This is a genomic window from Methylosinus sp. RM1 (genome assembly GCF_011378635.1).
Classification (GTDB): domain Bacteria; phylum Pseudomonadota; class Alphaproteobacteria; order Rhizobiales; family Beijerinckiaceae; genus Methylosinus; species Methylosinus sporium.
In genome coordinates this window covers 139,156-163,726 of record NZ_WOVC01000005.1, presented here as the reverse complement: position 1 = coordinate 163,726, position 24,571 = coordinate 139,156, and the positions used below count along the sequence as shown (strand labels likewise).

The following is a 24,571-nucleotide window of genomic DNA, read 5'->3' as shown; positions in this document are numbered from 1 at the left end:
CTTTGGCCTATTTCTTGGGAAAAATGCCGGGATACGATGACGTCCTCCCGGCGCTCCCGGAAACGCCGAGGCTAGCGCTATGTCCCTCCCACTCGCCACGCCGGGCCGCAAGCTCGGCTCGATCGCCCTTTGGACCGGAATCGTCGCCATCGGCGTCTTCTCGCTCTTCACTCTGGCGGTGGCGCGGGGCGAGACCGTCAACGCAATGTGGCTGGCAGCGGCGGCGATCTGCGTCTATCTCACCGCCTATCGCTTCTATTCGCTGTTCATCGCGGAACGCGCGCTCGGCCTCGATCCGCAGCGCAAGACGCCGGCGCATCGCCGCAATGACGGGCTCGATTATGTGCCGACCGACAAATATGTGCTGTTCGGCCATCATTTCGCGGCCATAGCCGGGGCGGGGCCGCTGGTCGGCCCGGTGCTGGCGGCGCAAATGGGCTATTTGCCCGGCACGCTCTGGCTGCTCACCGGCGTCATTTTCGCTGGCGCGGTGCAGGATTTCGTCGTGCTGTTCATCTCGACGCGGCGCGATGGGCGCTCGCTCGGCGATCTCATCAAGACGGAGCTCGGGCCGGCCGCCGGAATCGTCGCAATGGTGGGCATTCTCACCATAATGCTCATATTGCTCGCCGTTCTGGCGCTCATCGTGGTCAAGGCGCTGGCCGACAGCCCCTGGGGCTTCTTCACCGTCTTCGCCACTTTGCCCATCGCCGTGCTGATGGGCGTCTACGGCCGCTATATTCGCCCCGGCCGCATTTTCGAAATGTCGGCGATCGGCTTCGTTCTGCTGATCGGCTCCATAGCGCTCGGCCGCACGGTCGCCGAGACGCCGGCGCTCGCCGCGCTCTTCACCTTCAAGGGCGAGGCGCTCGCCTTCATGCTGATCGGCTATGGCTTCGTCGCCTCCGTTCTGCCGGTGTGGCTCTTGCTCGCGCCGCGCGACTATCTCTCCACCTTTCTGAAGATCGGCACCATCGCCTCTCTCGCGCTGGGGATTTTCTACGTCATGCCGGAGCTGAAAATGCCGGCGGTCAGCCGCTTCATCGACGGAACCGGCCCGGTCTTCGCCGGCAGCGTCTTTCCCTTCCTCTTCATCACTTTGGCCTGCGGCGCCATCTCGGGCTTTCACGCGCTCGTCTCTTCCGGCACCACGCCCAAGATGATCGGCGACGAGGCGCAAATCCGCTTCATCGGCTATGGCGCGATGCTGATGGAGTCTTTCGTGGCCATAATGGCGCTGGTCGCCGCCAGCGTGCTCGATCCGGGCGTCTATTTCGCCATGAACAGCGCGCCCGCCGTCATCGGCTCCACGGTCGACGCCGCAGCGCAGACCATTTCGTCCTGGGGCTTCGTCATCACGCCGGAGGCGTTGAGCCAGGCGGCGGCCGAGGTCGGCGAGAAGACGGTGCTCTCGCGCGCGGGCGGCGCGCCGACGCTCGCCGTCGGCATGGCGAAAATATTGTCGGGGGCGATCGGCGGCGCGTCCATGACAGCCTTCTGGTATCATTTCGCCATTCTGTTCGAGGCGCTGTTCATCCTCACCACTGTGGACGCCGGCACGCGCGTCGCGCGCTTCATGATTCAGGATCTCGTCGGAACCTTCTGGCCGCGCTTCAAGCATACGCGCGCCTGGATTCCCAATTTCGGCGCCACGGGACTCGCCGTCGCCGGCTGGGGCTGGTTCCTCTATCAGGGCGTGGTCGATCCTCTGGGCGGCATCAACACGCTCTGGCCCATGTTCGGCATCGCCAATCAAATGCTGGCGGCCATAGCGCTCACCCTCTGCACCGTGGTGCTGTTCCGCATGAAGCGGGAGCGCTACGCCGTCATCGTCGCGGCGCCTGCGGCCTGGCTCTATATCTGCACGCTGACGGCGGGCGCCGAGAAAATCTTCCATCCCGATCCCAAGATCGGCTTCCTCGCCCATGCCGCACGCTATTCCGCCGCCGCGGCGGAGGGCAGGCTGCTCGCGCCGGCCAAGACCGCCGCCGAGATGAGCCGCATCGTCTTCAACGATTATGTGAACACGACGCTCTGCGCCGTCTTCATCGCGCTGGTCCTGTCCATGCTGTTCTTCGGCCTGCGGGCGATCGGCGAGGCGCGGCGCGCGACCAGCGTCACCACCAGGGAGACGAGCGATGAGCTGCACGATCTGCGGATTGCCCGCGCTTGATCTTTCCAAGCTCGGGCAAAAGCTGCGCAATGGCGCGCGGCTGATGATCGGGCAGGGGGATTACGAGGCCTATGCCGCGCATCGGCGCGAGAACCATCCCGACGAGCCGGCGATGACGCGCGAGGAGTTTTTCCTCGAACGTCAGGCGAGCCGTTTCGGCGAGGGCGGACGGCGCGCGCTACGCTGCTGCTGAGCGGCGGAACTGACCGCGCAGCGCCTGAAAGGCCAGCAGCGCGGCCGCCTCGGCGGTGTTCAGCGAATAGGTCATGTAGAGGAAGCCGAGGAAGGTCGGCCGCGTCTCGCGGATTTTCCGGACGAGCGACGTCGGCTCGAAGGGCGCGCGGGCCGCGAGCTCGCGCAATATATTTTCCGCGGCAAGGCGATAGCGGTCGCGCTCGGCGAGGGGAGCTTCGTCCCAAGGCTCCGATCGGGAGCCGAGACTGACGAACAGCGACTGTGCGAGGTTTTCGACCACGTCGATCATGTGAATTCTCTTATGAAGATTTTGAAATCGAGAACGCCTGTCGACGAATGAGACGCCGGATCGCCGCTCTGTCTTCGCGGCGGAACTGGACGGCGTCGCCGCTCGGCCGGAGGGCGGAACGCCCTCTTCTCACCTTCGCCCGATCGCCGTCTTTTACGCTTCGTTAAGCTATCGACGCGCCCCGTCTGCGTGTAGATCGATAATCTACGCAACCACATCGTCCGCGCCCGTCGAGCGATCGGCGGCGCTGCGCGCGAGCCGTCGCCTTCCGCCGTCTCGCCCTTCACCTTTTCGCGACGCTGATCTAATCTCGCCGCCATGTCCGCTGACGCCGATCTCTCCACGCAGACGGGCCTCGCCGCGCTCGTCGATTGGTATGTGACGATCGGCGTCGACATAGCGATCGACGAGGCGCCGCACGACCGTTTCGCCGAGAGCGCCGCGCCGCCGCCGGGCCGCGCCGCCGCCGCGCCTCCGCCCGTCGCCGCGCCCGCGCGTCGCGCCGAGCCGCCGGCGCGGGAGACCCGCTCGCCGCGCCCAGCCGCTCCGGTCTTCACCGAGGAGGCCGCGCGCGCCGCGCGCGAGGCCGCGAGCGAAGCACGAACGATCGACGAATTGCAGGAGCGGCTCGCGGGTTTCGACGGCTGCGCGTTGAAGGCGACCGCCGGGCATTTTCTCTTCTCGGCGGGGACGCGCGGCGCGGCTCTGATGGTTCTGGACTTCGCGCCCGGCGAGGAGGAGGAGCGCGGCGGCGAGGCTTTCGTCGGGCCGGAGGCGCGGCTGCTCGACAATATGCTGCGCGCGATTGGCCGCGACCGCTCCGGCGCCTATCTAGCCTATGCGACGCCCTGGCGCCCGCCCGGCGCGCGCGAACTCAACCCTGCGGAAGTCGCGGCGCTCAATCCCTTCCTGCGCCGCCATGTGCAGCTGGCCGCGCCGCGCGCGCTTCTCATTCTCGGCGATTTCGCCGCCCGCGCCGCGCTCGGCTCGCCGGATGTCGCGCGATATCGCAACGGCTGGTTCGATTATGATCACGGCGGCGGAACGACGCGCGCGCTGCTCGCCCCGCCGCTCGCCAGCCTGCTGCGAACGCCCGTATTGAAGCGCCGCGCCTGGCGCAATCTGCGCGCGGCGGCGGCGGCGCTCGGCTGATCACTCCGCCGCTTCGCCCTCGGTGCCGCCGAAGCGACGGGCGACATAATCCTCGACGATGCGGGTGAATTCCTCGGCTATGCCCTCGCCGCGCAAGGTCATCGCCTTCTTGCCGTCGATGAAGACCGGGGCGGTCGGCGCCTCGCCCGTGCCGGGAAGCGAAATGCCGATATCGGCGTGCTTGGACTCGCCCGGCCCGTTGACGATGCAGCCCATCACCGCGACATTCAGCGTCTCGACGCCCGGATAATCCTGCCGCCACACCGGCATACGCTCGCGAATATGGGATTGAATGTCGCGCGCCAGCTCCTGGAAGACGGTGGAGGTGGTGCGGCCGCAGCCGGGGCAGGCGGCGACCAGCGGCACGAAGGTGCGAAAGCCCATCGTCTGCAAAATCTCCTGCGCGACGCGCACCTCATTGGCGCGATCGCCGCCGGGCTCTGGCGTCAGCGACACGCGGATCGTGTCGCCTATGCCGTCCTGCAGCAGCACGCCCAGCGCCGCCGCCGAGGCGACGACGCCCTTGGAGCCCATGCCGGCCTCCGTGAGGCCGAGATGCAGCGCATAATCACTGCGCAGCGCCAACATGCGATAGACGGCGATGAGGTCCTGCACGGCGGAGACCTTGGCCGAGATGACGATGCGGTCGCGCGAGAGGCCGATCTCCTCGGCGCGCTCGGCCGAGATCAGCGCCGAGCGGGCCAGCGCCTCGCGCGTCACCGCGCGCGTGTCCAGCGGCGCTGTGGAATTGGCGTTGATGTCCATCAGATGCGTCAGCAGCTCCTGGTCGAGCGAGCCCCAATTGGCGCCGATGCGCACCGCCTTGCCATGCTTTATGGCGAGCTCGACGATCGCGCCGAACTGGCGGTCTTTCTTCTCCTTGAAGCCGACATTGCCGGGATTGATGCGATATTTTTCGAGCGCCTCGCCGCAGGCCGGATGATCGGCGAGCAGCTTGTGGCCGATGTAGTGAAAATCGCCGATCAGCGGGACGTCGATATTCTTCTGCGCGAGACGATCGCGAATATGCGGCACGGCGGCGGCGGCTTCGTCGCGATCGACGGTGATGCGCACCAGCTCCGAGCCGGCGCGGACCAGCGATTCGATCTGCGCGACGGTGGAGTCGACATCGGCCGTGTCGGTATTGGTCATGGACTGGACGACGATGGGGGCGCCGCCGCCGATCGTCACCGCGCGCGGCCCCCGGCCGATCGTCACCGCCGCCGTCCTATGGCGCGGCGCCGGCTCGGCGGAGATGGGGTCGGGAAGGCGGGTCTCGATTTCGTCGGTCATCGTCGGTCTTGTCCCCTCGATGGGATTTGGGCTCTTGGTGGGCCGGAACGCGTCTCGCGTCAAGCCGGCGGCAAAGCGATCTGTCGGCAACCGATTCTTCGTGTGAGCGGGAGCTTCCACCTCCTCCTGGAGGGGGGAGGTCGAGCGCCGCAGGCGCTCGGGAGGGGGGTGACGCGCCGAGTCTCGCGAGCTTCACCCCACCCCGTCCGGCTTCGCCGGCCGACCCTCCCCCTGAAGGGGAGGGTGGAGCGTCTCGGCCGGTGGCAGCAGCCCCATGCGCTTGGCGAGGATGCGGTCCACCAGCCGCGCCGGCAGCAGGCGCGGCAGCAGCCAATCCAATAGATAGTTCGGCACGACGCGAATGCGCGCCGGGGGCCACTTCTCGGTCAGCGCGCGCAGCACGGCGGCGGCGACCCGCTCCGGCGGCGGGGCGAGCCGGCCCTTCTCCACCGCCCATTTCTGCAGCCTGCGGGCGGAGGGGCCGTAGACGGTGGAATCATAGCGGCCGAAATCGGCGTTCTCGGCCTTGTCCCATATTGGCGTGGCGATCACGCCCGGCTCTATGACCACCACATCGACGCCGAAAATCATCAGCTCGCGCCGCAGCGCGTCGGAGGCGCCTTCGAGCGCATGTTTGGAAGCGGCGTAGGCGCCGAGAAAGGGCGAGGCGAGGCTGCCCGCCACAGAGCTCATATTCACGATGCGGCCAGGCGGCTCGTTGCGCTTTGCCGGGCTCGCACCGAGCAGAGGCGCGAAAGCCTGGGTGACGGCGATCTGGCCGATGACATTGATCTCGATCTGAAGGCGGACCTCCTCGATCGGCTGATAGAGCAGCGGCGCCGGAAACGCCGCGCCGGCATTGTTGACGAGGCCGGTGAGGCGCGCGCCGTCGAGGCGCCGCTCGGTCTCCCGCGCGGCCTCGGCGACGGCGGCGGCGTCGGTCAGATCGAAGAGGAGCGGAGTGAAGCTCGCCGCGCCGAAGCGCGCTTGCAACCGCGCGCTGTCGGCCGGCGTGCGGACGCTGCCGAAAACGTGGTAGCCTCGTGTCGTCAGCGCCTCCACCAGCGCATAGCCTATTCCGGTCGAGACGCCGGTGACGACGACGAATTTTTTCTCGCTCACGCGCCTACTCCCGCCAGCGCGCGCAAGGTCGCAATAGTTGAGGAATCTGCGCGGCCGTCGACGAGGGCGGGGCGGAAATGCCGCTGAAAGGCGGCGACTGCGCCGGCGCAGGCTTGATCGTAATCGCCGGTGACGTCGATCTTATAGCCGTAATCGGCGAGCGCCTGCTGCAATCGCCTCACCTCGTCGCCGCGCGCGCCGGTCTCCAGCGTCGCGCCGCCTGTGATGGCGGCGGGCTCCACATAATGGCCGACGCCGAGCTCCGCGAGCGCCTTCCAGGGGAAGAACTCGCCGGGATCGATCTTGCGGCCGATGGCGATGTCCGAATGGGCGAGCACGCGCCGCGGCGCTATGCCCTGCCGCGCGCAAATATCGCGGCAGAGCGCCGCTGTCGCCTCGATCTGGCGGTCCGGGAAGGGGCGCGGATCGTCATGGCCGGGATGGACGATCTCTATGCCGATGGAGGCGGAATTCAGATCGGTCTCGCCGGCCCAGAAGCTGCGGCCGGCGTGCCAGGCGCGGCGCGCCTCCGGCACGAGCTGGAGGATGGTCCCGTCCTCATCGATGAAATAATGCGATGAGACCTGCCCCTCGGAGCTGGTGAGCAGCGCCAGCGCCGAGGCCGCCGTCGGCATCCCCGTATAATGCAGGATCAGCGCGGAGACGGGCGTCAGCCGCTCATTGTGATTGGGCGAGGGACGGAAATCGGCGGCGTGCGGCGTGTCGGGTGCGGGCATTTCGATTCCGATGAGGCCTATGGCCTTCTATACCCCCGACCTGCCGCTCGCGGCCAGCGCCCTCATGCGCGGGACTGCTTCGTCTCGCGCCGCTCACGCCGCTAGAGCGGCGAGCACGCGCGCCCAGGAGCGAGAGCCTTTCTTGAACGAGCTATAGGCGTATTTTTCGTTGGGCGAATGAATGCGGTCGTCCTCGAGCGCGAAGCCGATCATCAGCGTGTCCATGCCGAGATCGCGCTTGAAGGCGCCGACGATCGGAATGGAGCCGCCGCAGCCGACCAGCGCCGCCTCCTTCTCCCACTCGTCTTGCAAGGCCCGCCGCGCGCGCGTGAGCGCCTCTGAGCCGAAGGGCAGCTGCAGAGCGCGCGAGGCGCCATGGGGAACGAATTTTGCGCGCACGTCCACGGGTAGGTGATCGCGCACGAAGGCTCGGAACGACTCCAACACTTTCTCCGGGTCCTGCGTCCCGACGAGGCGGAAGGAGATTTTGGCGCTCGCTTGCGCCGGCAGCACGGTCTTGGCGCCCGGCCCGGTATAGCCGCCGATGATTCCGTTCACGTCGCAAGTCGGGCGCGACCATACTTGCTCGATGAGGCTGCGCCCGCGCTCGCCAGCCGGGCGCGCGACGCCGACGCTCTTCAAAAACGCCGTCTCGTCAAACTCCAGCCCGCGCCATTGCTCGGCGATCTCTTCCGGCAGCTCGGCGACGCCGTCGTAAAAGCCCGGCAGCGTGACGTGGCCTTCGGCGTCATGGAGATCGGCGATGATCTTCGCCAGCACATGGATCGGATTGACGACCGGCCCGCCGAATATGCCCGAATGCAGATCGCGATCGGCGGCGGTGAGGATCACTTCCTCCTGCGCCAGGCCGCGCAGCATTGTGGTGATGGCGGGCGTCTTGGCGTTCCACATTCCGGTGTCGCAGACGAGCGCCAGCGCCGGCTCGGACAATTCCTCGCGATTGGCGGCGAAAAAATCCGGCAGGGACGGTGAGCCGGTCTCCTCCTCGCCCTCGAAGAGGAAAGTAATATGGCAGGGCAGGCCGCCATTGCGCTGAAAGGCGCGGCAGGCCTCGAGAAAGGTCATCAGCTGGCCTTTGTCGTCCGAGGCGCCGCGGGCGACGATCTCCTCGCCCTTCTCGCCTTGGACGAGCCGCGGGTCGAAAGGATCGCTGACCCACAGATCGAGCGGGTCCGGCGGCTGCACGTCATAATGGCCGTAGAACAGCACATGCGGCGCGTCCGGCCGCTTGGCCTTGGCGTGGCCGACGACGATCGGATGCCCGGGCGTGTCGCGCACGCTGGCCTCATAGCCGAGCTCGCGCAGCTGGCTGGCGAGCCAGTCGGCGGCCCGGCGGCATTCGGAAGCGAAGGCGGGATCGGTGGAGACCGATTTGATGCGCAGAAAGTCGAAGAGGCGATCCGTGGCCGCGGGCAGATCGGCGTCCAAGGATTGGAGAACGGTTTCCGTCGACATGAAAGGGGCTCCGCTGCGGGTCGCGCGCATTTTCGGGACGGCGCGAGTCGCGATGAAAACTGCAAGCTGGCCTCGAAGCTAGTGCGAATGGAGCGTCATGAAAAGAGCGGCGGCCGTGAGATCAGCTGCGCGGCACGGAACGTGCGGCGCGAGCCGCTACAATAGAGAGAAAACGATCTCGAACGATGGCGAATAATTTGGGTGGAAGCATTCCATAGGCGACCGATAGATCATCGGCTCCGGGGAGCCGACGCAGGTCTGGTCCGGGCCAAACGAATTCATTCCATTCGGATAGAACGACCCAAGAGCGCGCTTCGTCCAGACCGAGACGTGATTTGACTTTCGCTGGGATTTCGACCGCCACGGCCGCGTCGCTCGGCTCCCGATGGGTGATCGGCAATACCAGCACGCGCGTGACGCCGACCTTGTCGGCGCGAATCGCCGCGATAATCGCGCAGGGCCGGTCCTTTTGGCCTTCTTCGCGACCGTCCAGAAACTCGCTCCGCCAAAGGTAGCTGTAACGGACGACGAGTCCGGGAACGGGTGCGGGAAGCGCCACCGTCTTTAATTCAATTCATCGTCGAGATGAGCGAATTCTTCTGGAACCTGCGCTCGGCGGACTGCTTCCGCCCATTCCTCTGGCAATTCGCTGGTCGGGCCGACGTTTCGACTACACTGCTTCAGCCGCTCCCACTGCTCTGCGGAGATGACGACGAGCGAGTCGCGGCCCTCGCGAGTTATGACCACGGGCTCATGGCGCGCTTTATCGCTCAGGGCTCCGAAGTCCTGCTGAAACTCGGCGGCGGTCACGCGTGTGGTCGACATGAAATTCTCCAAAGCAATAGTAGGTCCAAACCCGCCCCCGTTCAATCCGAAGTTCTGTCCCCTTCCGGCGTCGCCCGCACTTCCCAAGCCCTCATGTGCAGCCTAAGTAATGGGCGCGCTCCGTTCGGTGGGGCGGTGACGTCATGAGGAGACTTTCGGATGAATTTTTCCTTCCGCTGGCCGTCTCTGCTGGCCGCTCTCTTCCTCGCTCTCTCGCTATCGGGTTGCGGCTACAACACGATTCCGACGCAGGAGGAGGAAGCCAAAGCCAAATGGGCCGAGGTGGAGGCGCAATATCAGCGCCGCGCCGATCTCATCCCCAATCTCGTCGCCACCGTGCAGGGCTACGCCAAGCATGAGAAGGACGTGCTCACCGCGGTGACGGAGGCGCGCGCCCACGCCTCGCAGGCCAAGGTCGATGTCTCGCAGCTCACCGATCCTGAAAAATTGAAGCAGTTTCAGGAGGCGCAGGCGCAGCTCTCCGGCGCGCTGGGGCGGCTGCTCGCCGTCAGCGAGGCCTATCCCGATCTGAAATCCAACACCAACTTCCTGGCCTTGCAGTCGCAGCTCGAGGGCACTGAGAACCGCATCAATGTGGCGCGGCGCGATTACATTCAGGCGGCGCGGGAGTTCAACACCTCGCTGCGCACCTTCCCGACGCTGCTCTGGGCCAAGACCGTCTTCGCCGGAACCAAGCCGCTCGCCGAATTCACCGCCAACGCCGGCGCGGAGCAGGCGCCCACGGTGAAGTTCTAGAATCTTTTTGCAATGGGAGATCGCCGCTGATGCCGTCGCTTCCTTCGTGGCCTTCGCGTCGCCGCGGCGTCTTCGCCACGATGCGAGGGACACGAAGCCTCGCTCTGCTGGTCTTTCTCCTTTTGCCGGCGTTCGCTTTCGCGGCGCTCGATTTTCCCGCGCTCACCGGCCGCGTCGTCGACGACGCCCATATTATTCCGCCGGCGGCGCGGCAGGCGGTCGAGACGAAATCGAAAGAGCTGGAGGAGAAGTCCGGCATTCAGCTCGTCGTCGCCACAGTGCCGTCGCTGCAGGACACGGATATAGAGACTTTCGCCAATGGCCTGTTTCGCTTCTGGAAGCTCGGCGAGGCGAAGGTCAATAATGGCGTGCTGTTCCTCGTCGCGCCCAATGAGCGCAAGATGCGCATAGAGGTCGGCTATGGCCTCGAGGGGACGCTCACCGACGCGCTCTCCAAGGTCATCATCGCGACGGCGGTGACGCCGAAGTTCAAGACCGGCGATTTCGGCGCCGGAATCGAGCGCGGCGTCGATGGCATCATCGAAGTGCTGAGCGGCGATTCCGCCGAATGGGAAAAGCGCGTGAAAGTGCGCGCCGAGCATTCCGAGCCCGGTTTCGACGAGATCGTGCCCTTCATCATCTTCCTGCTCTTCATGTTCGTCTTCTTCTCCATGCTGGCCAACGCCCGCGGCGGCGGGCGGCGCATCTATCGCGGCGGGCGCGGGCCGATCGTCTATTTTCCGCCGTCGAACGACAGCTGGTCCGGCGGCTCCTCCTGGGGCGGCGGCTCCTCTTGGGGCGATGGCGGCGGATTTTCAGGCGGCGGCGGCTCGTCGGGCGGCGGCGGCGCCTCGGGGGATTGGTGATGCCGATTTCAGATGCGGATAAAGAGCGCATAGCGGAGGCGATCGCCGCCGCCGAGCGGCGCACGGCGGGGGAGATCGTCTGCGTCCTGGCGCGCCGCTCCTCCGATTACGCCTATGTGCCGCCGCTGCTGGCGGCGCTCATCGCGCTCATCGCGCCTTGGCCGCTCGTCTTCTTCACCGAGCTCGGCGTGCGGCTCATTCTGGCCATTCAGATTCTCGTCTTCATCGGCGCGGCGCTGCTGTTCTCGCTGCCGCCCTTGCGGCTCGCGCTGACGCCACGCTTCGTCAAGCGCGAGCGCGCCCATCGCGCGGCGATCGAGCAATTTTTCACGCGCGGCGTTTCGGCGACCAGGGACCGCACCGGCGTGCTGATCTTCGTCTCGCTCGGCGAGCGCTATGCGCGCATCATCGCGGACGAGGGGATAGCGGCGAAAATTCCGCAGGAGGATTGGCGCGCGGCGCTCGATCTTCTGCTCGCGCGCGTGCGCGAGGGGCGCATCGCCGATGGCTTCGTCGATGCGATCGGCGAATGCGCGCGGCTCTTGTCGAAACATGTGCCGCCCGGCGGCCATGAGGAGCTGCCGGACCGGATCTATGTGATCTGAAAAGTCCCGGAGGCCCGGAGGCGCTCCGGGAAGTCGCGCGAGGAGAAGGCTCTCAGCCGAGCAGGCGGGTGAGCTGGTGAATGACGACGATGAAGAAGGCGAGCGCGCCGATGATGCCGGCCAGCGCTTTGAAGACCTCCGCATTGCTGTGCATGACGTATTCTCCCTCAGTGCTTTTTTTTCGAAGACGATGACGCAACCGCATCGCCCGTGCGCATCGTCGTGAATGAAACTGCGCCGCCGCAGCGGCGCCGACAATTGCGCGGAGCTGCGGCAGAATGGCGCGAATAGCGCAACCGAATTGTATTTTCGGCGGAAAGCGCGGCGGCTACAAAAAGTCGCGCCCAGCTAATTGCGAGACGGGCCCGCGATAGCCGCAACTCGACTCCGTCACCGTCGCGTCGTTAATGGAAAAGCAATCTCTATGGCGACACGGGGCGCGGAAGCTTATTCCAAGCATTAACCCGTTTACGTTAATATCCGTAGGGCGCGAGTCGCGAGCGGCGCGCGCCGGCATCGTTCGAGAGCGGATGGCGCGCGAAAAGCGCGCCCGCCGCCGGTGGCGTGAGGCAGGAGAGCATGGTGTTCCGCGGCAGTTTCGCGCGTGCGTCCATTCTGGCGTTCGCAGTCGGGCTCGGTTCGTCCTTCGTCGTTGCGCATGGCGCAGACGCCGCGCCGCGCGCGCCCTTTCGCGGGCCGCTGGCCGTCGCGCCGCCGCCACTGGTTCGGCAGCTCGAGGTTTCTCGGCCGCCCATCGGCGAGCCGCCGGCCGAGCTCTTCCCGCCGCCGCGAACCTCGGCGCTGCTTCCCATCGTCAATTCCGTTTCGATCGTTCTCCCGCCCGCAGCCGGCGGCTTCGATGTCGCCGAGGCGCTGATCGGCGAGGCGCAGCGCGCTTTCGCCGACGCGCTCGACGCCTGGGCGAGCGCGGCGCGCGGCTCGGAGCAGCGCGCGCGGCGCAAAGCGATCGTCGCCTTTTATGCGCAGCGCGCCTATGCGCCGCTGTGGCGCGAGGGCGACTCCTGGCGCGCGTCCGCGCCGGCGGCCATAGAGCGGCTGAGCCGCGCGCGCGACGATGGTCTCGATCTGCGCGGCCTCGCCTATCCTTCGGAGACGAAGCTCGGCGGCGACGCCGATGAATTCGCTTTGTCGGAGGCGGTCGTCGCTTATGCGATTCAGGCGTCCGGCGGGCGCGTCGATCCGCGGCGCTTGTCGCGGCTCATCAGCGCGCATCCCGCTCTGCCGGAGCCGGGCGCCGCGCTCGCGACCATCGCCGCCGCGGGATCGCGCGCCGGCGATCGTCTACAAGACTATAATCCGCCGCATGAGGGCTATCGCGCGCTGCGCGCCAAGCTGGTCGAGCTGCACAGCGCTGGTCTGCCGGAGCTGGACAGGCGTTTCGCCGCGGCGTCGCATTCGCTCGCGCGCGACGCCGATCCGCGCGCGCAGGCGCCGAGCGCGCCGCCGCGCCGCTCCAATGCGCAGGTGGAGGCCGAGATCATCGCCAATATGGAGCGCTGGCGTTGGCTGCCGCGCGAGCTCGGCGAGAGCCGCATAGAGGTGAATATTCCGGATTTCGAGCTCGCCGTGGTGCGCGACGGGCAGGTGGCGCATCGCGCCCGCGTCATCGTGGGCAAGGAGGGCACGCCGACGCCGGTGTTCTCGGACAAGATGCAATTCATCATCGTCAATCCCTATTGGAATGTGCCGCCCTCGATTCTGACGAAGGAGATGCTGCCCAAATTCGGCGGCGATCTCAGCGCCATCGCCGCGCGCGGCTATGAGGTGATCACCCGCAAGGGACAGACTTTCGTGCGGCAGAGGCCGGGCGAAGCCAATGCGCTCGGGCGCATCAAATTCATGTTCCCGAACGACTTCTCGGTCTATCTGCACGACACGCCCAATCATGGGCTGTTCACTTCGGCGCATCGCGCCTTGAGCCATGGCTGCGTGCGCGTCGATCAGCCCTTCCGCCTCGCCGAGGCGGTGCTGGGGCCGGGCAGCGGCTGGCCGGAGGAGCGCGTCCGCAAGCTCGTCGGCTCCAGCGAGCGCTACATAAATCTCGCGCGGCCGCTGCCGATCCACATCGAATATTTCACCGCTTTCGTCGATGAGAACGGCCGCCTGCAATTGCGCGGCGATCTCTACGGCTATTCCGCCAAGGTGCGGCAGGCGCTGGGGCTCGAGGGGTAATTTCGGCTTCGCGCGGCGCCGGCCGCCTCCTTCTCCCCGCTTGCGGGGAGAAGGTGAGGATGAGGGGCTCGGGGCCTTTTCCGCTGCGGATAAAAAGCCCAGGCCCCTCACCCTGACCCTCTCCCCGCGCGCGGGGAGAGGGAAAGAGCGTCACAGAGTCGGCGCGTAGCCGAAGGCTTGATTCAATCGCGACAATGCGACGCCGAGGTCGATCGCGGCGCTCGCTCGCGCGCGCTGCGCGTCGAGCTGCAATTGGCGCACGCGGTAGAGATCGAAAGCGTTGATCTCGCCGAGCCGGAAGGAGCGCCGCGCGAGATCGAACTGTTCGGTCGCGACCGAAAGGCGCTTGGCGGCGAGGCCATCGGCGCGTCGCGCCGCGGCGACGGCGGCGCGGGCGGCGTTGATCTCCGCGGCGACGAGCCTCTGCGCGCGGCCGAATTCGGCGTTGGCGCGGTCGAATTCCGCCTGCGCCTCGGCGATGCGCGGAATGTTGCGGCCGGGCGTCGGCAGCGGAATGCGAAAGCGCACGCCGACCGTATTATTGTTGGAGCGGATCGGATCTTCGGTGGCGGGCTCTGTGCCTTGCTCATTGCGGCCGAAGATGGCGATCTCCGGATTGTCGATGAAGCCCGTCTCGATGAGCCGCATCTGCGCCTGCGCCTTGGCGAGCGCGGCGATCGGCGCGCGCAGCGCGGGATGATCCTCCGGCGGGCGCGCCGGCAATGGCGCCTCCAGCGTTCCATCCGGCGTGGCGCCGTCGGTCAGCACCTCATAGGCGGCGCGCGCGGCCTTGGCGGCGGCGTCGGTCTGCGCCACTTCCGTCTCGGCGGCGAGCGTCTCATTGCGCGCGAGCAATTCGTCCTGCGCGGCGTTTTCGCCGAGCTCGACGCGCCGCTTCATGTCATGGCCGATATCGCGCGCCGTCGCCAGACGATCGCGCGCGATGGCCGCGTCTTTCGCCGTGCGTTGCGCCGTCCACCAGGCGTCGCGCACCAGCGCCGCGACATCGAGCCGGCGCAGCGCCAGACGCTCGACGATCTCGGCGACGCCGGCGGTGACATTGAGCTCATACGCCTCGCGTTCGCCTGGCAGCCAGATCGGCATTCCGATCTCGAGCTCGGATTCGCGATAGCCCTGCACATTGCCCTTGACGCGCTCCTGCCGCGAGCCGCCGAAGTAGGGCGAGCCGGGCGTGAAGGAATTGGCCTGGGCATAGCGCGAGGCCACGGCGCGGCGTTGCGCTTCCAGCGCGGCGCTCTGCGCATCTATGCCGATCGCCTGATCGAGATGGCGCGTGAGCACGAGGCCGAAGGGCTTGCCCGGCGGCTTCTGCTTTGGCTTGGGTTTCGCCTCTATTCCCGGCGGCAGCGGCGAGACGGCGAGCTTGGGCTTCGTCTGCGCGGCCGCGCTCGCGGCGAGGACAAGGACGAGCGTGGTCGTAAGAAGCGGACGAATGCAGCGCATGGTTTTCATCGGCGCTGAATCCGCCAGCGAGAATCCGGCGTCGCCGAGGCGGGAGGGCGCGTCGCGGCGCGTCGGCGCAGCAGGCGCTTGAAGTCGAAGCGTTCGTAGAGAATGGGCAAGAGCAGCAGCGTGAGCGCGGTGGCGGTGACGAGGCCGCCGATGACGACGATGGCGAGCGGCCGTTGGATTTCTGCGCCCGGGCCCTTGGCGAAGAGGAAGGGCGCGAGGCCGAGCGCGGCGATGGTCGCGGTGAGCAGAACCGGGCGCATACGGCGGCGCGCGCCTTCGCGCACGGCCTCCGGTATGGCGCGGCCTTCGGCGACGAGCTTGTTGATATAGGAGATCAGCACCACGCCATTGAGCACGGCGATGCCGATGAGCGCGATGAAGCCGACGGAAGCCGGCACGGAGAGGAATTCGCCGGAGAGCCACAGGCCGATGACGCCGCCGATCGCCGCGAAAGGCACGTTGCAGAAGACGAGCGCCGCCTGCGACAGGGAATTGAAGGTGAGATAGAGCAGAAGGAAGATGAGCCCCAGCGCCAGCGGCACGACGATGGCGAGCCGCGCCGAGGCGCGCTGCTGATTCTCGAACTGCCCGCCCCAGACCAGCTCATAGCCCGGCGGCGTATGCACTTCCTTGGCGACGGCGGCCTTGGCCTCGTCGACGAAGCCGACGAGATCGCGTCCCGTGACATTGGAGAGCACGGTGGCGTAGCGCCGCGCCTCTTCGCGGATCACCTGGATCGGGCCGTTCTCGGCGCGAATGTCGGCGAGCTGCGACAATTCCACCACCTTGCCGTCGGCGGAGACGACCGGCACGCGGGCGAAATCCACCGGCGAGCGGCGCGACACCGGATCGCCGCGAATGACCAGCGGCGTGCGCACCGGGCCCTCGAGCACGAGGCCGACCTGCGTTCCGTCCACCCATATGCGCAGGCCGTCCTGTATCTCGCTGGCGTTGAGGCCGAAGCGGCCGGCGGCCAGACGATCGATGCGCGTGGTGAGATAGCGCATTCCGTCGTTCTGCAGCGCGAAGACGTCGCGCGAGCCCTCGATCTTGCGCAAGGTCCCGGCGATCTCGCGGGCGAGGCGGTTCAATTCGTCGATGTCGTCGCCGAACACTTTCACCACGACGTCGCCGCGCGCGCCGATGATCATCTCCTGCACGCGCATGTCGATCGGCTGCGAGAAGGAGTAGGAAATGCCGGGGAATGTGTCGAGCACCTTGCGCAGCTCGCCGAGCAGCCAGGCTACGTTCGGCTCGCGCCATTTGTCCATCGGCGCGAGCGTCAAATACATGTCTGTCTCATTGAGGCCGACGGGGTCGATGCCGAGCTCGTCGGCGCCGGCGCGCGCCATCACGCCCTTGATCTCCGGCACGCGCGCCATCAGCGCGCGCTCGATGCGCATGTCGGTCTCGGCGGTCATGTCGACGCTGATGGTCGGATGCTTGCGCACGGTGATGACCGGCGTGCCTTCGTCCATCACCGGCATGAAGGTCTGGCCGATGTGATTGGAGGCCAGCAGCGCCAGAGCGAGGCCGACAGTCACGGCGGCGCCGACGACCATCGGGCGCTGCAATGCGCGCTCGAGCAGCGGGTCGTAGAAGGCGGAGATTTTGCGCACGAGCCAGGGCTCGTCGCTGCCGCCGGCGCGCAGCAGGGAGGCGGCCAGCGCCGGCACCACGGTGAGCGAGAGAATGAGCGCCGAGCCCATGGCGAAGGCGATGGTGAGCGCGACCGGCGCGAACAGCCGCCCCTCGAGCCCCTCGAGCGAGAGCAGCGGCAAAAAGACGGTGATGATGATGACGGCGCCGGAGACGAGCGGGCCGGCGACCTCGCGCGTCGATTCGTAAGTGATGCGAATGCGGTCTTGCAGATCGGCCTTTTCCATGCCGGCGAGGCGATGCTCGACATTCTCGACGACGACGACGGCGCAATCGACCAATATGCCGATGGCGATGGCGAGGCCGCCGAGCGACATGATGTTGGCCGAGAGCCCGTAGAGCCGCATGATGGCGAAGGTGGAGAGCGCGGCGAGCGGCAGGATCAGTGAGACGACGAGCGCCGCGCGCAGATTGCCGAGGAAGAGGAACAGCAGAATGACGACGAGGACGATGGCCTCGATCAGCACTTTCTGCACGGTCCACACCGCTTTGGAGATGAGCTCGCTGCGATCGTAGAAAATCTCGACCTTTACGCCCTCCGGCAGGCGCGGTTTCAGCTCCTCGAGCTTGGCCTTGACGCCGGAGACGACGGTGCTGGCGTCGGCGCCGCGCAGGCCCAGCACCAGCGCCCAGACGGCCTCGTCCTCGCCATTGCGCGTGGTGACGCCATTGCGGGCCAGAGCGCCATTGCGCACTTCGGCGACATCGCCGACGCGCACGATTCCGGTCGGCCGCGCGGCGACGACGACGGAGCGTATGTCCTCGAGCGTGCGCAGCCGTCCCTCGGCGCGCACCAGCAGCGCCTCCTCGCCGTCGCGCACGCGGCCGGCGCCGTCATTGCGGTTGTTCTCCTCGAGCGCGTCCTTCAGCATCTTGACCGTGATGCCGCGCGCCGCCATGGCCGGCGGCGAGGGCGCGACCTCGAAAGTGCGCACATAGCCGCCGAGCACATTGACGTCGGCGACGCCGGGCAGGCCGCGCAGCGCGGGACGAATGGTCCAATCGACGAGGCTGCGCTGCTCGGCGGGCGTGAGGCCGCCTCCGACGAGGGTGAACATCAGCATTTCGGCGAGCGGCGTGACGATGGGCGCGAGGCCCCCCGAGGCGCCCGCCGGCAATTGGTCGGCGACCGAGGCGAGGCGCTCGTTCACTTGCGTGCGCGCCCAGAAGATGTCCGTGCCTTCGCTGAACTCGAATGTGAGCAGCGCCACCGAATAGCGCGTCGTCGAGCGCATACGCACGAGATTGGGAATGCCGCGCGCGGCGATCTCGATCGGCGCGGTGACGCGATTTTCGAGCTCTTCCGGCGTCAGGCCGGGCGCGCGCATGGAGACGAGCACCTGCACCGGCGCGACATCGGGAAAAGCGTCGATCGGCAGCTTGGAATAGGCGTTCGCGCCCCAGACCGCGAGAGCGATCGCAGCGAGAAAGACGAGAAGCCTCTGGCCGAGCGCCGCTTTGATGAGTTTATCGAGCATGTCGCCTTTCGCTCACTTAGCGCTCGGATCCTTGGCCGCCAGCTCGGCGAGCAGGGTCAGCATTCCGCGCGTCGCCACTTGATCTGCGGCCGAGAGCGGCCCTTGAATCGACGCGGATTGCGGCGTCTCCGAGACGAGGGTGACCGGCACGGCGCGAAAACCATCCGCAGAGCGCAGAAACACCCAGTCCTTGTCGCGATAATGGACCACGGCGTCGGCCGGCACGCGCCAGAGCGTCCCGCCCGTTCCTTTGATGCGCAGAATGGCCTGCACCGCCTGTCCCGGTCGAATCGGGGATTTGCCGGGCGAGAATTCCGCGACCGCAGTGACCGATTGCGTCGCCGGATCGACGGTGCGGCCGATGCGGATGAGCTTGCCTTCGACGCCATGGCTCGGCAGCACGACCTTATCCGTGCGGTCCAGGGCGGCGGCGCGGCCGGTGGGGATTTGCAGATTGACCCAGATCGGCTTGAGCCGCGCTATTGTGACGAGCGGAGCGGCGGCCATCACGCGGTCGCCTACAGTGGCGTGGCGGGCGAGGATGACGCCGGACACGGGCGCGCGCACGGTGAGGGCCGCGCCGAGCTTGCGCTCCTTGCGCAAGGTCTCGATCGCCTGCTCGCTCATGCCGTCGAGCGCCAGCAGCTGGCCGCGCTCGTCGAGCAGCGAGCGCGCCTGCGCCGCCTCGGCCCGCGTCACCAGCAGGCGGCGCTCGGCGATGATTCGTTCCTTATATAGCTGTTCGTCGCGGCGCAGCTTTTCGGTGGCGAGCGCCGCATCGGCGGCGGCCTGCAGAAAGGACCGCTGCGCCTCGATCAGCTCGGAGGATTTCAAGGTGGCGATGGGGTCGCCCTCCTTCACCTCCTCGTCCGGCGAGACCAGAATAGTCTCGACGAGGCCGGCGGCGGGAGCGGCCACCATGCGCAATTGCTGCGGCGGAACCGCCACGACTCCCGGCGCGACCAGCTCGTCCGAGCCGGAGCTCTTTTCCACCGGCTTGGTCTCTATGCCCGCGGCCTGGACATCCTGGTCGCGCAGCGGAATGGCGATCTCGTCCGCGGCGACGGCCGCGCTCGCGAAAAGCGCGCCGGCGAGGCCGGCAGCGAAAGCAAGATGCTGAAACTTTTGTATTTTCATTCCGCCTGGAACCGGTCTTTGCGTCGGGGCGCAATTTCGCTTATCGAAGCTGACGAAAAGCTGACGAGCTCGAACTCGACGCTGGCGCGACGACCCATGTTCGAGCGGATCATAGCATCGCAGCGCCGACACATGCGAATTTTGCTGGTGGAAGACGACGAGCGCATTTCCCGCGATGTGGCGAAGGCGCTGCAAGCGGCGGGCTATGTCGTCGACGCCGTCGCCAATGGCGAAGAGGCTTGGTTTCTCGGCGACACCGAGAATTTCGCGGCCGTCATTCTCGATCTCGGCCTGCCCGGCCTCGATGGGCTCGCCGTGCTCGAGCGCTGGCGCGAGCAGGGCCGCCGCACCCCCGTCCTGGCCCTGAGCGCGCGCGGCTCCTGGAGCGAGCGCGTCGCCGGCATAGACGCGGGCGCCGATGATTATCTACCCAAGCCTTTCCAGCCAGAGGAATTGCTGGCGCGGCTGCGCTCCATCATCCGCCGCTCGGCCGGCCACGCCTCCTCGGTGACGCGCAATGGCGCGCTCTCGCTCGACGAGCGCAGCATGACGATCAAGGTCGATGACGCGACCGTCGAGCTCACGGCGATCGAATATCGCCTCGTCGCCTATCTTCTGCATCGGCGCGGGCAGGTGGTTCCGCAATCGGATCTCGCCGAGCATGTCTATGGCCATGACCAGCAGAGCTCCAACGCCGTGGAAGTGCTGATCGGCCGCGTGCGCAAGAAGCTCGGCGCGCAGGCGATCGAGACCAAGCGCGGCTTCGGCTATTCGATGCCCGATCTCGACGCATGAGAACGCGCTCGCTGCGCCTGCGGCTGTTCCTCTTCGGAGCGGCCGCCATCGCCGGCGCGCTGGCGCTGGCCGGCTTCGTGCTGGTGCTCTTGTTCGAGCATCACGTCGAACGCACGATGGACGACGATATAGAAACCTACGTCCGCCAGCTCGTCTCCGATCTCGCCGTCGATGCGGACGGGCGTCTGCGCGTCATCACGGCGACGCCGGACCCGCGATTCGCGCGTTTTCGCTCCGGCTTCTATTGGCAGGTGGCGAGCGACGACGGCCGCGACGTCGAGCGTTCCGCCTCGCTCGGCGAAGAGGCGCTCGAGTTTCCGGCCGGCTGCGCCGCCACGGATCGGATTTATTATCACCGCCTGCGCGGGCCCTGGGGCAATGCGCTGCTCGGCGGGCAGCGCTGCATTGCGCTCGGCGGCGTGTCGGCGCTCCGCATTCGCGTTCTGGTGGCGCTCGATCTGGCCGGCGTCGTCCGCGCCCGCGACGCTTTCGCGACGGAGCTCGTGGCGGCGCTGTTTCTCATCGCGGTCGGGCTGACTTTCGCCACCTGGATTCAGGTCGGGCTCGGCCTCGCGCCGCTGGCCGGGCTCGGCGCGGCGGTGGGCGAGATCGCCAAGGGCCGCCGCCGCCGGCTCGATGCGCTGGCCCTGCCGGAGGTGCAGCCGCTCATCGACGAGGTGAACGGCCTGCTGGACGAGCGCGACAAGGAGATAGAGCGCGCGCGCAATCGCGCCGCCGACCTCGCCCATGGGCTGAAGACGCCGCTCACCGCGCTCGCCGCCGACGCTCGCCTGCTGCGCGAGAAGGGCGAGACGGAGATCGCCCGCTCGCTCGACCGCATCGGCGACGCCATGCATCGCCATGTCGCGCGCGAGCTGGCGCGGGCGAGGAGCCGCGGCCTCGCGCGGGGCGGCGCGCCGACGCCGGTCGCGGAAGTGGTGGATGCGCTGGCGCGCACTTTGGCCTCGGCGGGGACGGAGGCGCGTTTCGACATGCGCATCGCGCCGGATCTGCGCGTCGCCGTCGATCGCGTCGATCTGATGGAAATCCTCGGCAATCTCATGGAGAATGCGGCGCGCCATGCGCGCGCGCGCATTCGCGTTTCGGCCTCGGCGGGTCGCTTCGTCGTCGAGGATGACGGGCCGGGCCTGCCGGAGGGCAGCGAGGCGCTGATCCGCCGTCGCGGCGGCCGTCTCGACGAGACCGGCGGCGCCGGCCTCGGCCTCGCCATCGTGCAGGACGTTCTCGACGCCTATGGCGCCGACATGCGCTTCTCGCGCTCTTCGCTCGGCGGGCTGCGTGTGGAGGTGGATTTATCCGGCGCCGCCGAATTTCCTGCGGCGGGCTGAGCGCCGCTCAGCCGAATTTCAATCCCGAATCGATCGTCAGCCCGACGCCGACGCTGGCGAATTTATCGCCGCGCACGATCTTGGCCTGCGGCGTATGCACGAGGCAGGCGCGCTCGATCGCCGGAATGAAGGTGCTGCCGCCGGTGAAGAACACCGTATCGACCTCTTCCGCTTTCACGCCCGCCGTCTTCAGGCAGCGCGCGACGCAATCGGAGAGCTTGCGGCATTCATTGGCGATCGTCTCCTCGAACAGCGCGCGCGACGTTTCGATCATCAGCGCCTCGTCCACATAGGCGAGATCGATCATCGCCGTCGAGGATTCGGAGAGGATGATTTTCGCCCCTTCCACATCGCCGGCGACGCGATGGCCGGCGCGATCGTCTATGGCCTTGATGAAACGCTCGACCTTCTCCGGCTCGCCGGCGATGGCGCGCAGCTGCTTCAATTCCTCTAGGCTCTTGTTGTTGTAGAGGAAGGCGATGCGATGCCATTGCGCGAGATCGTGGAAATAGCCATTGGGCAGATCGAGCTCGGGGCGTTTCTTCTGCCGCGTCTGATAGCCGAACAAGGGCATGACCTGCTTGAGGCTCAGCCGATAGTCGAGATCGGTTCCGCCGACATGGACGCCGGCATTGGCGAGAATGTCGTCCTTGCGGTCGATCTTGCGCCTGTTCTTCGGCGAGACCTTCACAATGGAGAAATCGGAGGTGCCGCCGCCGATGTCGGCGATCAGCGCGATCTCCTCCCGCTCGATGCGCCGCTCGTAATCGAGCGCGGCGGCGATCGGCTCATATTGGAAGAGCACCTCCGCGAATCCCTGCGCGCGGGCGGCGGCGGCGAGCTGCTCCTGCGCCATGCGATCGGCGGCCTCGTCGTCATCGACAAAGAAGACCGGGCGGCCGAGCACGGCGTTGTCTATGGCGGCGCCGGCGCTCAGCTCGGTCTTCTCCTTCAAATGGCGCAGGAAGCTGCCCAAAATCGCGGTGAAGGCGACGCGCCTGCCGCCGGCGGCGGTGGTCTCGTGGATCAGCGAGCCGCCCAAAATGCTCTTGATGGCGCGAAACAGCCGGCCGTTCTCGCGATCGATATAGAGCGAGATGGCGGCGCGGCCGAAGCCGAGCTTGCCGCCATAGGCGGGGTAGAAGATCGCGCTCGGCAGCGAGACGCTGTCGCCCTCGAGCGGAACGAGCCTCGGCTCGCCGCCGGCCATATGGCCGACGGAGGAGTTGGAGGTGCCGAAATCGATTCCGCAAGCGAGGCGCACGCGATTGTCCTTATGTCATTCGTCGGCCGGCCTCGGCGCGGACGGAAAAATCCGCGCCGCGCATCGCGCATCGGCCATTTTCGTAGAGGCGGCAGGGCGTCCGGCGGGCCGCGTCGCCGCGCGGCCGTTCGAATCGGCGGCAAACTGCATTTTTTTGCCGGATTTCGCAAATGCCGGCCGCGGCCTCGCGCCGCCCGCGGGACGGTTTGAATCCCTTCGCGCAGGGGAGTAGAAACGGGCGCCGGGCCGCCTTTGCGCCGGCCATAGCGGAGCCTCCCCCTTGTCCCATTCCGTCACCGAGGCCATAGAGGCGATCGGGCGCGGCGAGATCGTCGTCGTCACCGATGACGACGACCGCGAGAACGAAGGCGACCTCATCGTCGCCGCCTCGCTCTGCACGCCCGAAAAAATGGCCTTCATCATCCGCCATTGCTGCGGCATCGTCTGCGCGCCGCTGACGCTGGAAGAAGCGCGCCGCCTGCATCTCGCCCCCATGGTCGCCGCCAATGACGCGCCGCTCGGCACCGCCTTCACCGTCAGCGTGGACGCGCGCGAGGGATTGACCACCGGCATTTCGGCCGAGCAGCGCTGCAACACGGTGCGCGCGCTCGCCAATGGCAATCGCGGCCCGCATGATTTCGTGCGGCCGGGCCATGTCTTCCCGCTCATCGCCAAGGAGGGCGGCGTGCTGATGCGCTCCGGTCATACCGAGGCCGCCGTCGATCTCTGCCGCCTCGCCGGCCTGCCGCCGGTCGGCGTCATTTGCGAGCTCGCCAATGACGACGGGACGGTGATGTCCGGCAAGCAGATCGTCGATTTCGCCGCCACACATGGGCTGAAGCTCGTCTCCACCGCCGATCTCATCGCCTACCGCCAGGCGCGCGAGAAGCTGGTGGAACGCGTCGCCTCCTTTCCGGTCAAGACCTTCGCCGGCGAGGCGACCTGCCACGCCTATGTCAGCGCCTTCGATCCGGTGCAGCATTTCGCCTTCGTCGTCGGGCAGATCGGCGACGGCAAGGGCGTGCCGGCGCGGCTGCATCGCGCCGACATCATCGCCGACGTCTTCGGCGGCGCGGACGCTATCCGCCGCACGATGGAGCGTTTCGCGGCGGAGGGGCGCGGCGTGCTGGTGTATCTGCGCGACGGCGCGGCGGGCGTTCCGGTCAATCCGGTCGTCTCGGGTGGCAGCAATTCGGAGGAGGCGCGCACGGCGCAATGGCTCGACGTCGGCCTCGGCGCGCAGATTTTGAAGGACTTGGGCGTCACCTCGATCCGCCTGCGCACCTCCAAGGCCAAGCCGCGCACCTATGTGGGCCTCTCGGGCTTCGGGATCGAGATCGTGGCGGTGGAGCCGCTGGATTAGCGAATCCAGACTCCCTCGCCCCGCTCGCGGGGAGAGGGTCGGGGTGAGGGGCCAGGGCGGAGGCTACAATGTCTCTCGCCGCTCCAGCGCCGTGAGAATCGTCTCTTTCACGCCGTCGAGATTGTGAAATACTTCGTCATTGGCGACGCGAAGAACTCGGAACCCCGCCTCGCGCAAAAAACGGTCTCGATGCGCGTCACGAGCGATTTCCGCGTCAGTGGAATGCGTCGCGCCGTCGACCTCGACGACGAGCGCTTCGTCTCGACAAGCGAAATCGGCGAAGTAAGGCCCGATCGGCAATTGGCGGACGAATTTATAGCCGGCGAGGCGGCGCGCTCTGAGCGCGCCCCACAAGCGCTCTTCCGCCGGCG

Annotated in this window: 21 protein-coding genes; 10 read left to right on the top strand and 11 right to left on the bottom strand. The window is 67.1% G+C overall.

Going from position 1 to position 24,571, the window contains the following annotated elements:
- Window positions 1-79 precede the first annotated feature (79 nt).
- Both FMZ75_RS05175 and FMZ75_RS05170 read left to right on the top strand, forming a co-directional pair.
- Window positions 80-2,173, top strand: a complete 2,094-nt coding sequence (locus tag FMZ75_RS05175; RefSeq protein ID WP_166141568.1) for a carbon starvation CstA family protein — start codon at window positions 80-82, stop codon at window positions 2,171-2,173.
- Window positions 2,139-2,366 carry a YbdD/YjiX family protein gene (locus tag FMZ75_RS05170; RefSeq protein WP_142863549.1) on the top strand — a complete coding sequence of 76 codons (228 nt, stop codon included), beginning with the start codon at window positions 2,139-2,141 and terminating at the stop codon, window positions 2,364-2,366. The genes FMZ75_RS05175 and FMZ75_RS05170 overlap by 35 nt, the downstream gene beginning before the upstream one ends.
- Here FMZ75_RS05170 and FMZ75_RS05165 read toward each other — a convergent pair.
- Complete coding sequence (locus FMZ75_RS05165; protein ID WP_142863548.1) at window positions 2,352-2,657, bottom strand: hypothetical protein; 306 nt, start codon at window positions 2,655-2,657, stop codon at window positions 2,352-2,354. The genes FMZ75_RS05170 and FMZ75_RS05165 overlap by 15 nt on opposite strands.
- Window positions 2,658-2,975: 318 nt before the next feature.
- Between FMZ75_RS05165 and FMZ75_RS05160 the strand changes: the two genes are divergently transcribed.
- The gene (locus FMZ75_RS05160) at window positions 2,976-3,809 is read left to right on the top strand and encodes a uracil-DNA glycosylase family protein (RefSeq protein WP_166141567.1); all 834 of its coding nucleotides are present in this window, start codon (window positions 2,976-2,978) and stop codon (window positions 3,807-3,809) included.
- Here the strand turns inward: FMZ75_RS05160 and ispG are convergent, their stop codons facing one another.
- From ispG to FMZ75_RS05135, 5 genes are all read right to left on the bottom strand, one after another.
- Entirely contained in the window at window positions 3,810-5,102 is a 1,293-nt protein-coding gene (gene ispG, locus FMZ75_RS05155) for a flavodoxin-dependent (E)-4-hydroxy-3-methylbut-2-enyl-diphosphate synthase (protein WP_166141566.1), read from the bottom strand. It abuts the gene before it with no gap.
- 192 nt (window positions 5,103-5,294) lie between these two features.
- A complete protein-coding gene (locus FMZ75_RS05150) occupies window positions 5,295-6,224 on the bottom strand; it encodes an SDR family oxidoreductase (RefSeq protein ID WP_166141565.1) in 930 nt (309 codons plus the stop codon).
- A complete protein-coding gene (locus FMZ75_RS05145) occupies window positions 6,221-6,961 on the bottom strand; it encodes an N-acetylmuramoyl-L-alanine amidase (RefSeq protein WP_166141564.1) in 741 nt (246 codons plus the stop codon). The genes FMZ75_RS05150 and FMZ75_RS05145 overlap by 4 nt, the downstream gene beginning before the upstream one ends.
- A gap of 93 nt (window positions 6,962-7,054) precedes the next feature.
- On the bottom strand, window positions 7,055-8,437 hold the full coding sequence (locus FMZ75_RS05140; RefSeq protein WP_166141563.1) for a M20/M25/M40 family metallo-hydrolase: 1,383 nt from the start codon (window positions 8,435-8,437) through the stop codon (window positions 7,055-7,057).
- A 564-nt stretch (window positions 8,438-9,001) separates the two neighbouring features.
- Window positions 9,002-9,262 carry a type II toxin-antitoxin system Phd/YefM family antitoxin gene (locus FMZ75_RS05135; protein WP_166141562.1) on the bottom strand — a complete coding sequence of 87 codons (261 nt, stop codon included), beginning with the start codon at window positions 9,260-9,262 and terminating at the stop codon, window positions 9,002-9,004.
- Window positions 9,263-9,421: 159 nt separating this feature from the next.
- Between FMZ75_RS05135 and FMZ75_RS05130 the strand changes: the two genes are divergently transcribed.
- From FMZ75_RS05130 to FMZ75_RS05115, 4 genes are all read left to right on the top strand, one after another.
- Window positions 9,422-10,018, top strand: coding sequence for a LemA family protein (locus FMZ75_RS05130; RefSeq protein WP_108916219.1), 597 nt, complete (start codon window positions 9,422-9,424; stop codon window positions 10,016-10,018).
- Window positions 10,019-10,098: 80 nt separating this feature from the next.
- Window positions 10,099-10,884 carry a YgcG family protein gene (locus tag FMZ75_RS05125; protein WP_166141561.1) on the top strand — a complete coding sequence of 262 codons (786 nt, stop codon included), beginning with the start codon at window positions 10,099-10,101 and terminating at the stop codon, window positions 10,882-10,884.
- Window positions 10,884-11,489, top strand: coding sequence for a TPM domain-containing protein (locus tag FMZ75_RS05120; RefSeq protein ID WP_166141560.1), 606 nt, complete (start codon window positions 10,884-10,886; stop codon window positions 11,487-11,489). Before FMZ75_RS05125 ends, FMZ75_RS05120 begins: the two co-directional genes overlap by 1 nt.
- Window positions 11,490-12,068: 579 nt before the next feature.
- The gene (locus FMZ75_RS05115; RefSeq protein ID WP_166141559.1) at window positions 12,069-13,682 is read left to right on the top strand and encodes a murein L,D-transpeptidase; all 1,614 of its coding nucleotides are present in this window, start codon (window positions 12,069-12,071) and stop codon (window positions 13,680-13,682) included.
- Between the two features lie 150 nt (window positions 13,683-13,832).
- On the opposite strand, the gene FMZ75_RS05110 is transcribed toward FMZ75_RS05115, so the two are convergent.
- From FMZ75_RS05110 to FMZ75_RS05100, 3 genes are read right to left on the bottom strand one after another with little or no spacing between them, the layout of a single operon-like run.
- Complete coding sequence (locus FMZ75_RS05110) at window positions 13,833-15,155, bottom strand: TolC family protein (RefSeq protein ID WP_246728772.1); 1,323 nt, start codon at window positions 15,153-15,155, stop codon at window positions 13,833-13,835.
- Window positions 15,152-18,292 (bottom strand): efflux RND transporter permease subunit, encoded by a 3,141-nt coding sequence (locus FMZ75_RS05105; protein ID WP_166141558.1) that lies wholly within the window; start codon window positions 18,290-18,292, stop codon window positions 15,152-15,154. The genes FMZ75_RS05110 and FMZ75_RS05105 overlap by 4 nt, the downstream gene beginning before the upstream one ends.
- 12 nt (window positions 18,293-18,304) lie before the next feature.
- The gene (locus FMZ75_RS05100; RefSeq protein ID WP_166141557.1) at window positions 18,305-19,429 is read right to left on the bottom strand and encodes an efflux RND transporter periplasmic adaptor subunit; all 1,125 of its coding nucleotides are present in this window, start codon (window positions 19,427-19,429) and stop codon (window positions 18,305-18,307) included.
- Window positions 19,430-19,561: 132 nt separating this feature from the next.
- On the opposite strand from FMZ75_RS05100, the gene FMZ75_RS05095 reads away from it, so the two are divergent.
- Together FMZ75_RS05095 and FMZ75_RS05090 are read left to right on the top strand one after the other, a co-directional pair.
- On the top strand, window positions 19,562-20,224 hold the full coding sequence (locus FMZ75_RS05095; protein WP_142864090.1) for a response regulator transcription factor: 663 nt from the start codon (window positions 19,562-19,564) through the stop codon (window positions 20,222-20,224).
- A complete protein-coding gene (locus FMZ75_RS05090) occupies window positions 20,221-21,573 on the top strand; it encodes an ATP-binding protein (protein WP_166141556.1) in 1,353 nt (450 codons plus the stop codon). The genes FMZ75_RS05095 and FMZ75_RS05090 overlap by 4 nt, the downstream gene beginning before the upstream one ends.
- 7 nt (window positions 21,574-21,580) lie before the next feature.
- Here the strand turns inward: FMZ75_RS05090 and FMZ75_RS05085 are convergent, their stop codons facing one another.
- On the bottom strand, window positions 21,581-22,837 hold the full coding sequence (locus FMZ75_RS05085; protein ID WP_166141555.1) for an Hsp70 family protein: 1,257 nt from the start codon (window positions 22,835-22,837) through the stop codon (window positions 21,581-21,583).
- 280 nt (window positions 22,838-23,117) lie between these two features.
- Between FMZ75_RS05085 and ribB the strand changes: the two genes are divergently transcribed.
- The gene (gene ribB / locus FMZ75_RS05080) at window positions 23,118-24,200 is read left to right on the top strand and encodes a 3,4-dihydroxy-2-butanone-4-phosphate synthase (protein ID WP_142864093.1); all 1,083 of its coding nucleotides are present in this window, start codon (window positions 23,118-23,120) and stop codon (window positions 24,198-24,200) included.
- Between the two features lie 63 nt (window positions 24,201-24,263).
- Here ribB and FMZ75_RS05075 read toward each other — a convergent pair whose 3' ends face one another.
- Complete coding sequence (locus tag FMZ75_RS05075; RefSeq protein WP_166141554.1) at window positions 24,264-24,554, bottom strand: DUF559 domain-containing protein; 291 nt, start codon at window positions 24,552-24,554, stop codon at window positions 24,264-24,266.
- Window positions 24,555-24,571: the final 17 nt, after the last annotated feature.

Excerpts from the sequence above, each read along its gene's own strand:
- FMZ75_RS05160 (WP_166141567.1), top strand. The coding sequence starts at position 2,976 with ATGTCCGCTGACGCCGATCTCTCCACGCAGACGGGCCTCGCCGCGCTC.
- FMZ75_RS05175 (WP_166141568.1), top strand. The coding sequence starts at position 80 with ATGTCCCTCCCACTCGCCACGCCGGGCCGCAAGCTCGGCTCGATCGCC.
- FMZ75_RS05130 (WP_108916219.1), top strand. The coding sequence starts at position 9,422 with ATGAATTTTTCCTTCCGCTGGCCGTCTCTGCTGGCCGCTCTCTTCCTC.
- FMZ75_RS05090 (WP_166141556.1), top strand. The coding sequence starts at position 20,221 with ATGAGAACGCGCTCGCTGCGCCTGCGGCTGTTCCTCTTCGGAGCGGCC.
- FMZ75_RS05145 (WP_166141564.1), bottom strand. The coding sequence starts at position 6,961 with ATGCCCGCACCCGACACGCCGCACGCCGCCGATTTCCGTCCCTCGCCC.
- FMZ75_RS05105 (WP_166141558.1), bottom strand. The coding sequence starts at position 18,292 with ATGCTCGATAAACTCATCAAAGCGGCGCTCGGCCAGAGGCTTCTCGTC.
- FMZ75_RS05110 (WP_246728772.1), bottom strand. The coding sequence starts at position 15,155 with ATGAAAACCATGCGCTGCATTCGTCCGCTTCTTACGACCACGCTCGTC.
- FMZ75_RS05100 (WP_166141557.1), bottom strand. The coding sequence starts at position 19,429 with ATGAAAATACAAAAGTTTCAGCATCTTGCTTTCGCTGCCGGCCTCGCC.
- FMZ75_RS05140 (WP_166141563.1), bottom strand. The coding sequence starts at position 8,437 with ATGTCGACGGAAACCGTTCTCCAATCCTTGGACGCCGATCTGCCCGCG.
- FMZ75_RS05165 (WP_142863548.1), bottom strand. The coding sequence starts at position 2,657 with ATGATCGACGTGGTCGAAAACCTCGCACAGTCGCTGTTCGTCAGTCTC.
- FMZ75_RS05095 (WP_142864090.1), top strand. The coding sequence starts at position 19,562 with ATGCGAATTTTGCTGGTGGAAGACGACGAGCGCATTTCCCGCGATGTG.
- FMZ75_RS05135 (WP_166141562.1), bottom strand. The coding sequence starts at position 9,262 with ATGTCGACCACACGCGTGACCGCCGCCGAGTTTCAGCAGGACTTCGGA.
- FMZ75_RS05115 (WP_166141559.1), top strand. The coding sequence starts at position 12,069 with ATGGTGTTCCGCGGCAGTTTCGCGCGTGCGTCCATTCTGGCGTTCGCA.
- FMZ75_RS05170 (WP_142863549.1), top strand. The coding sequence starts at position 2,139 with ATGAGCTGCACGATCTGCGGATTGCCCGCGCTTGATCTTTCCAAGCTC.
- FMZ75_RS05125 (WP_166141561.1), top strand. The coding sequence starts at position 10,099 with ATGCGAGGGACACGAAGCCTCGCTCTGCTGGTCTTTCTCCTTTTGCCG.
- ispG (WP_166141566.1), bottom strand. The coding sequence starts at position 5,102 with ATGACCGACGAAATCGAGACCCGCCTTCCCGACCCCATCTCCGCCGAG.
- FMZ75_RS05120 (WP_166141560.1), top strand. The coding sequence starts at position 10,884 with ATGCCGATTTCAGATGCGGATAAAGAGCGCATAGCGGAGGCGATCGCC.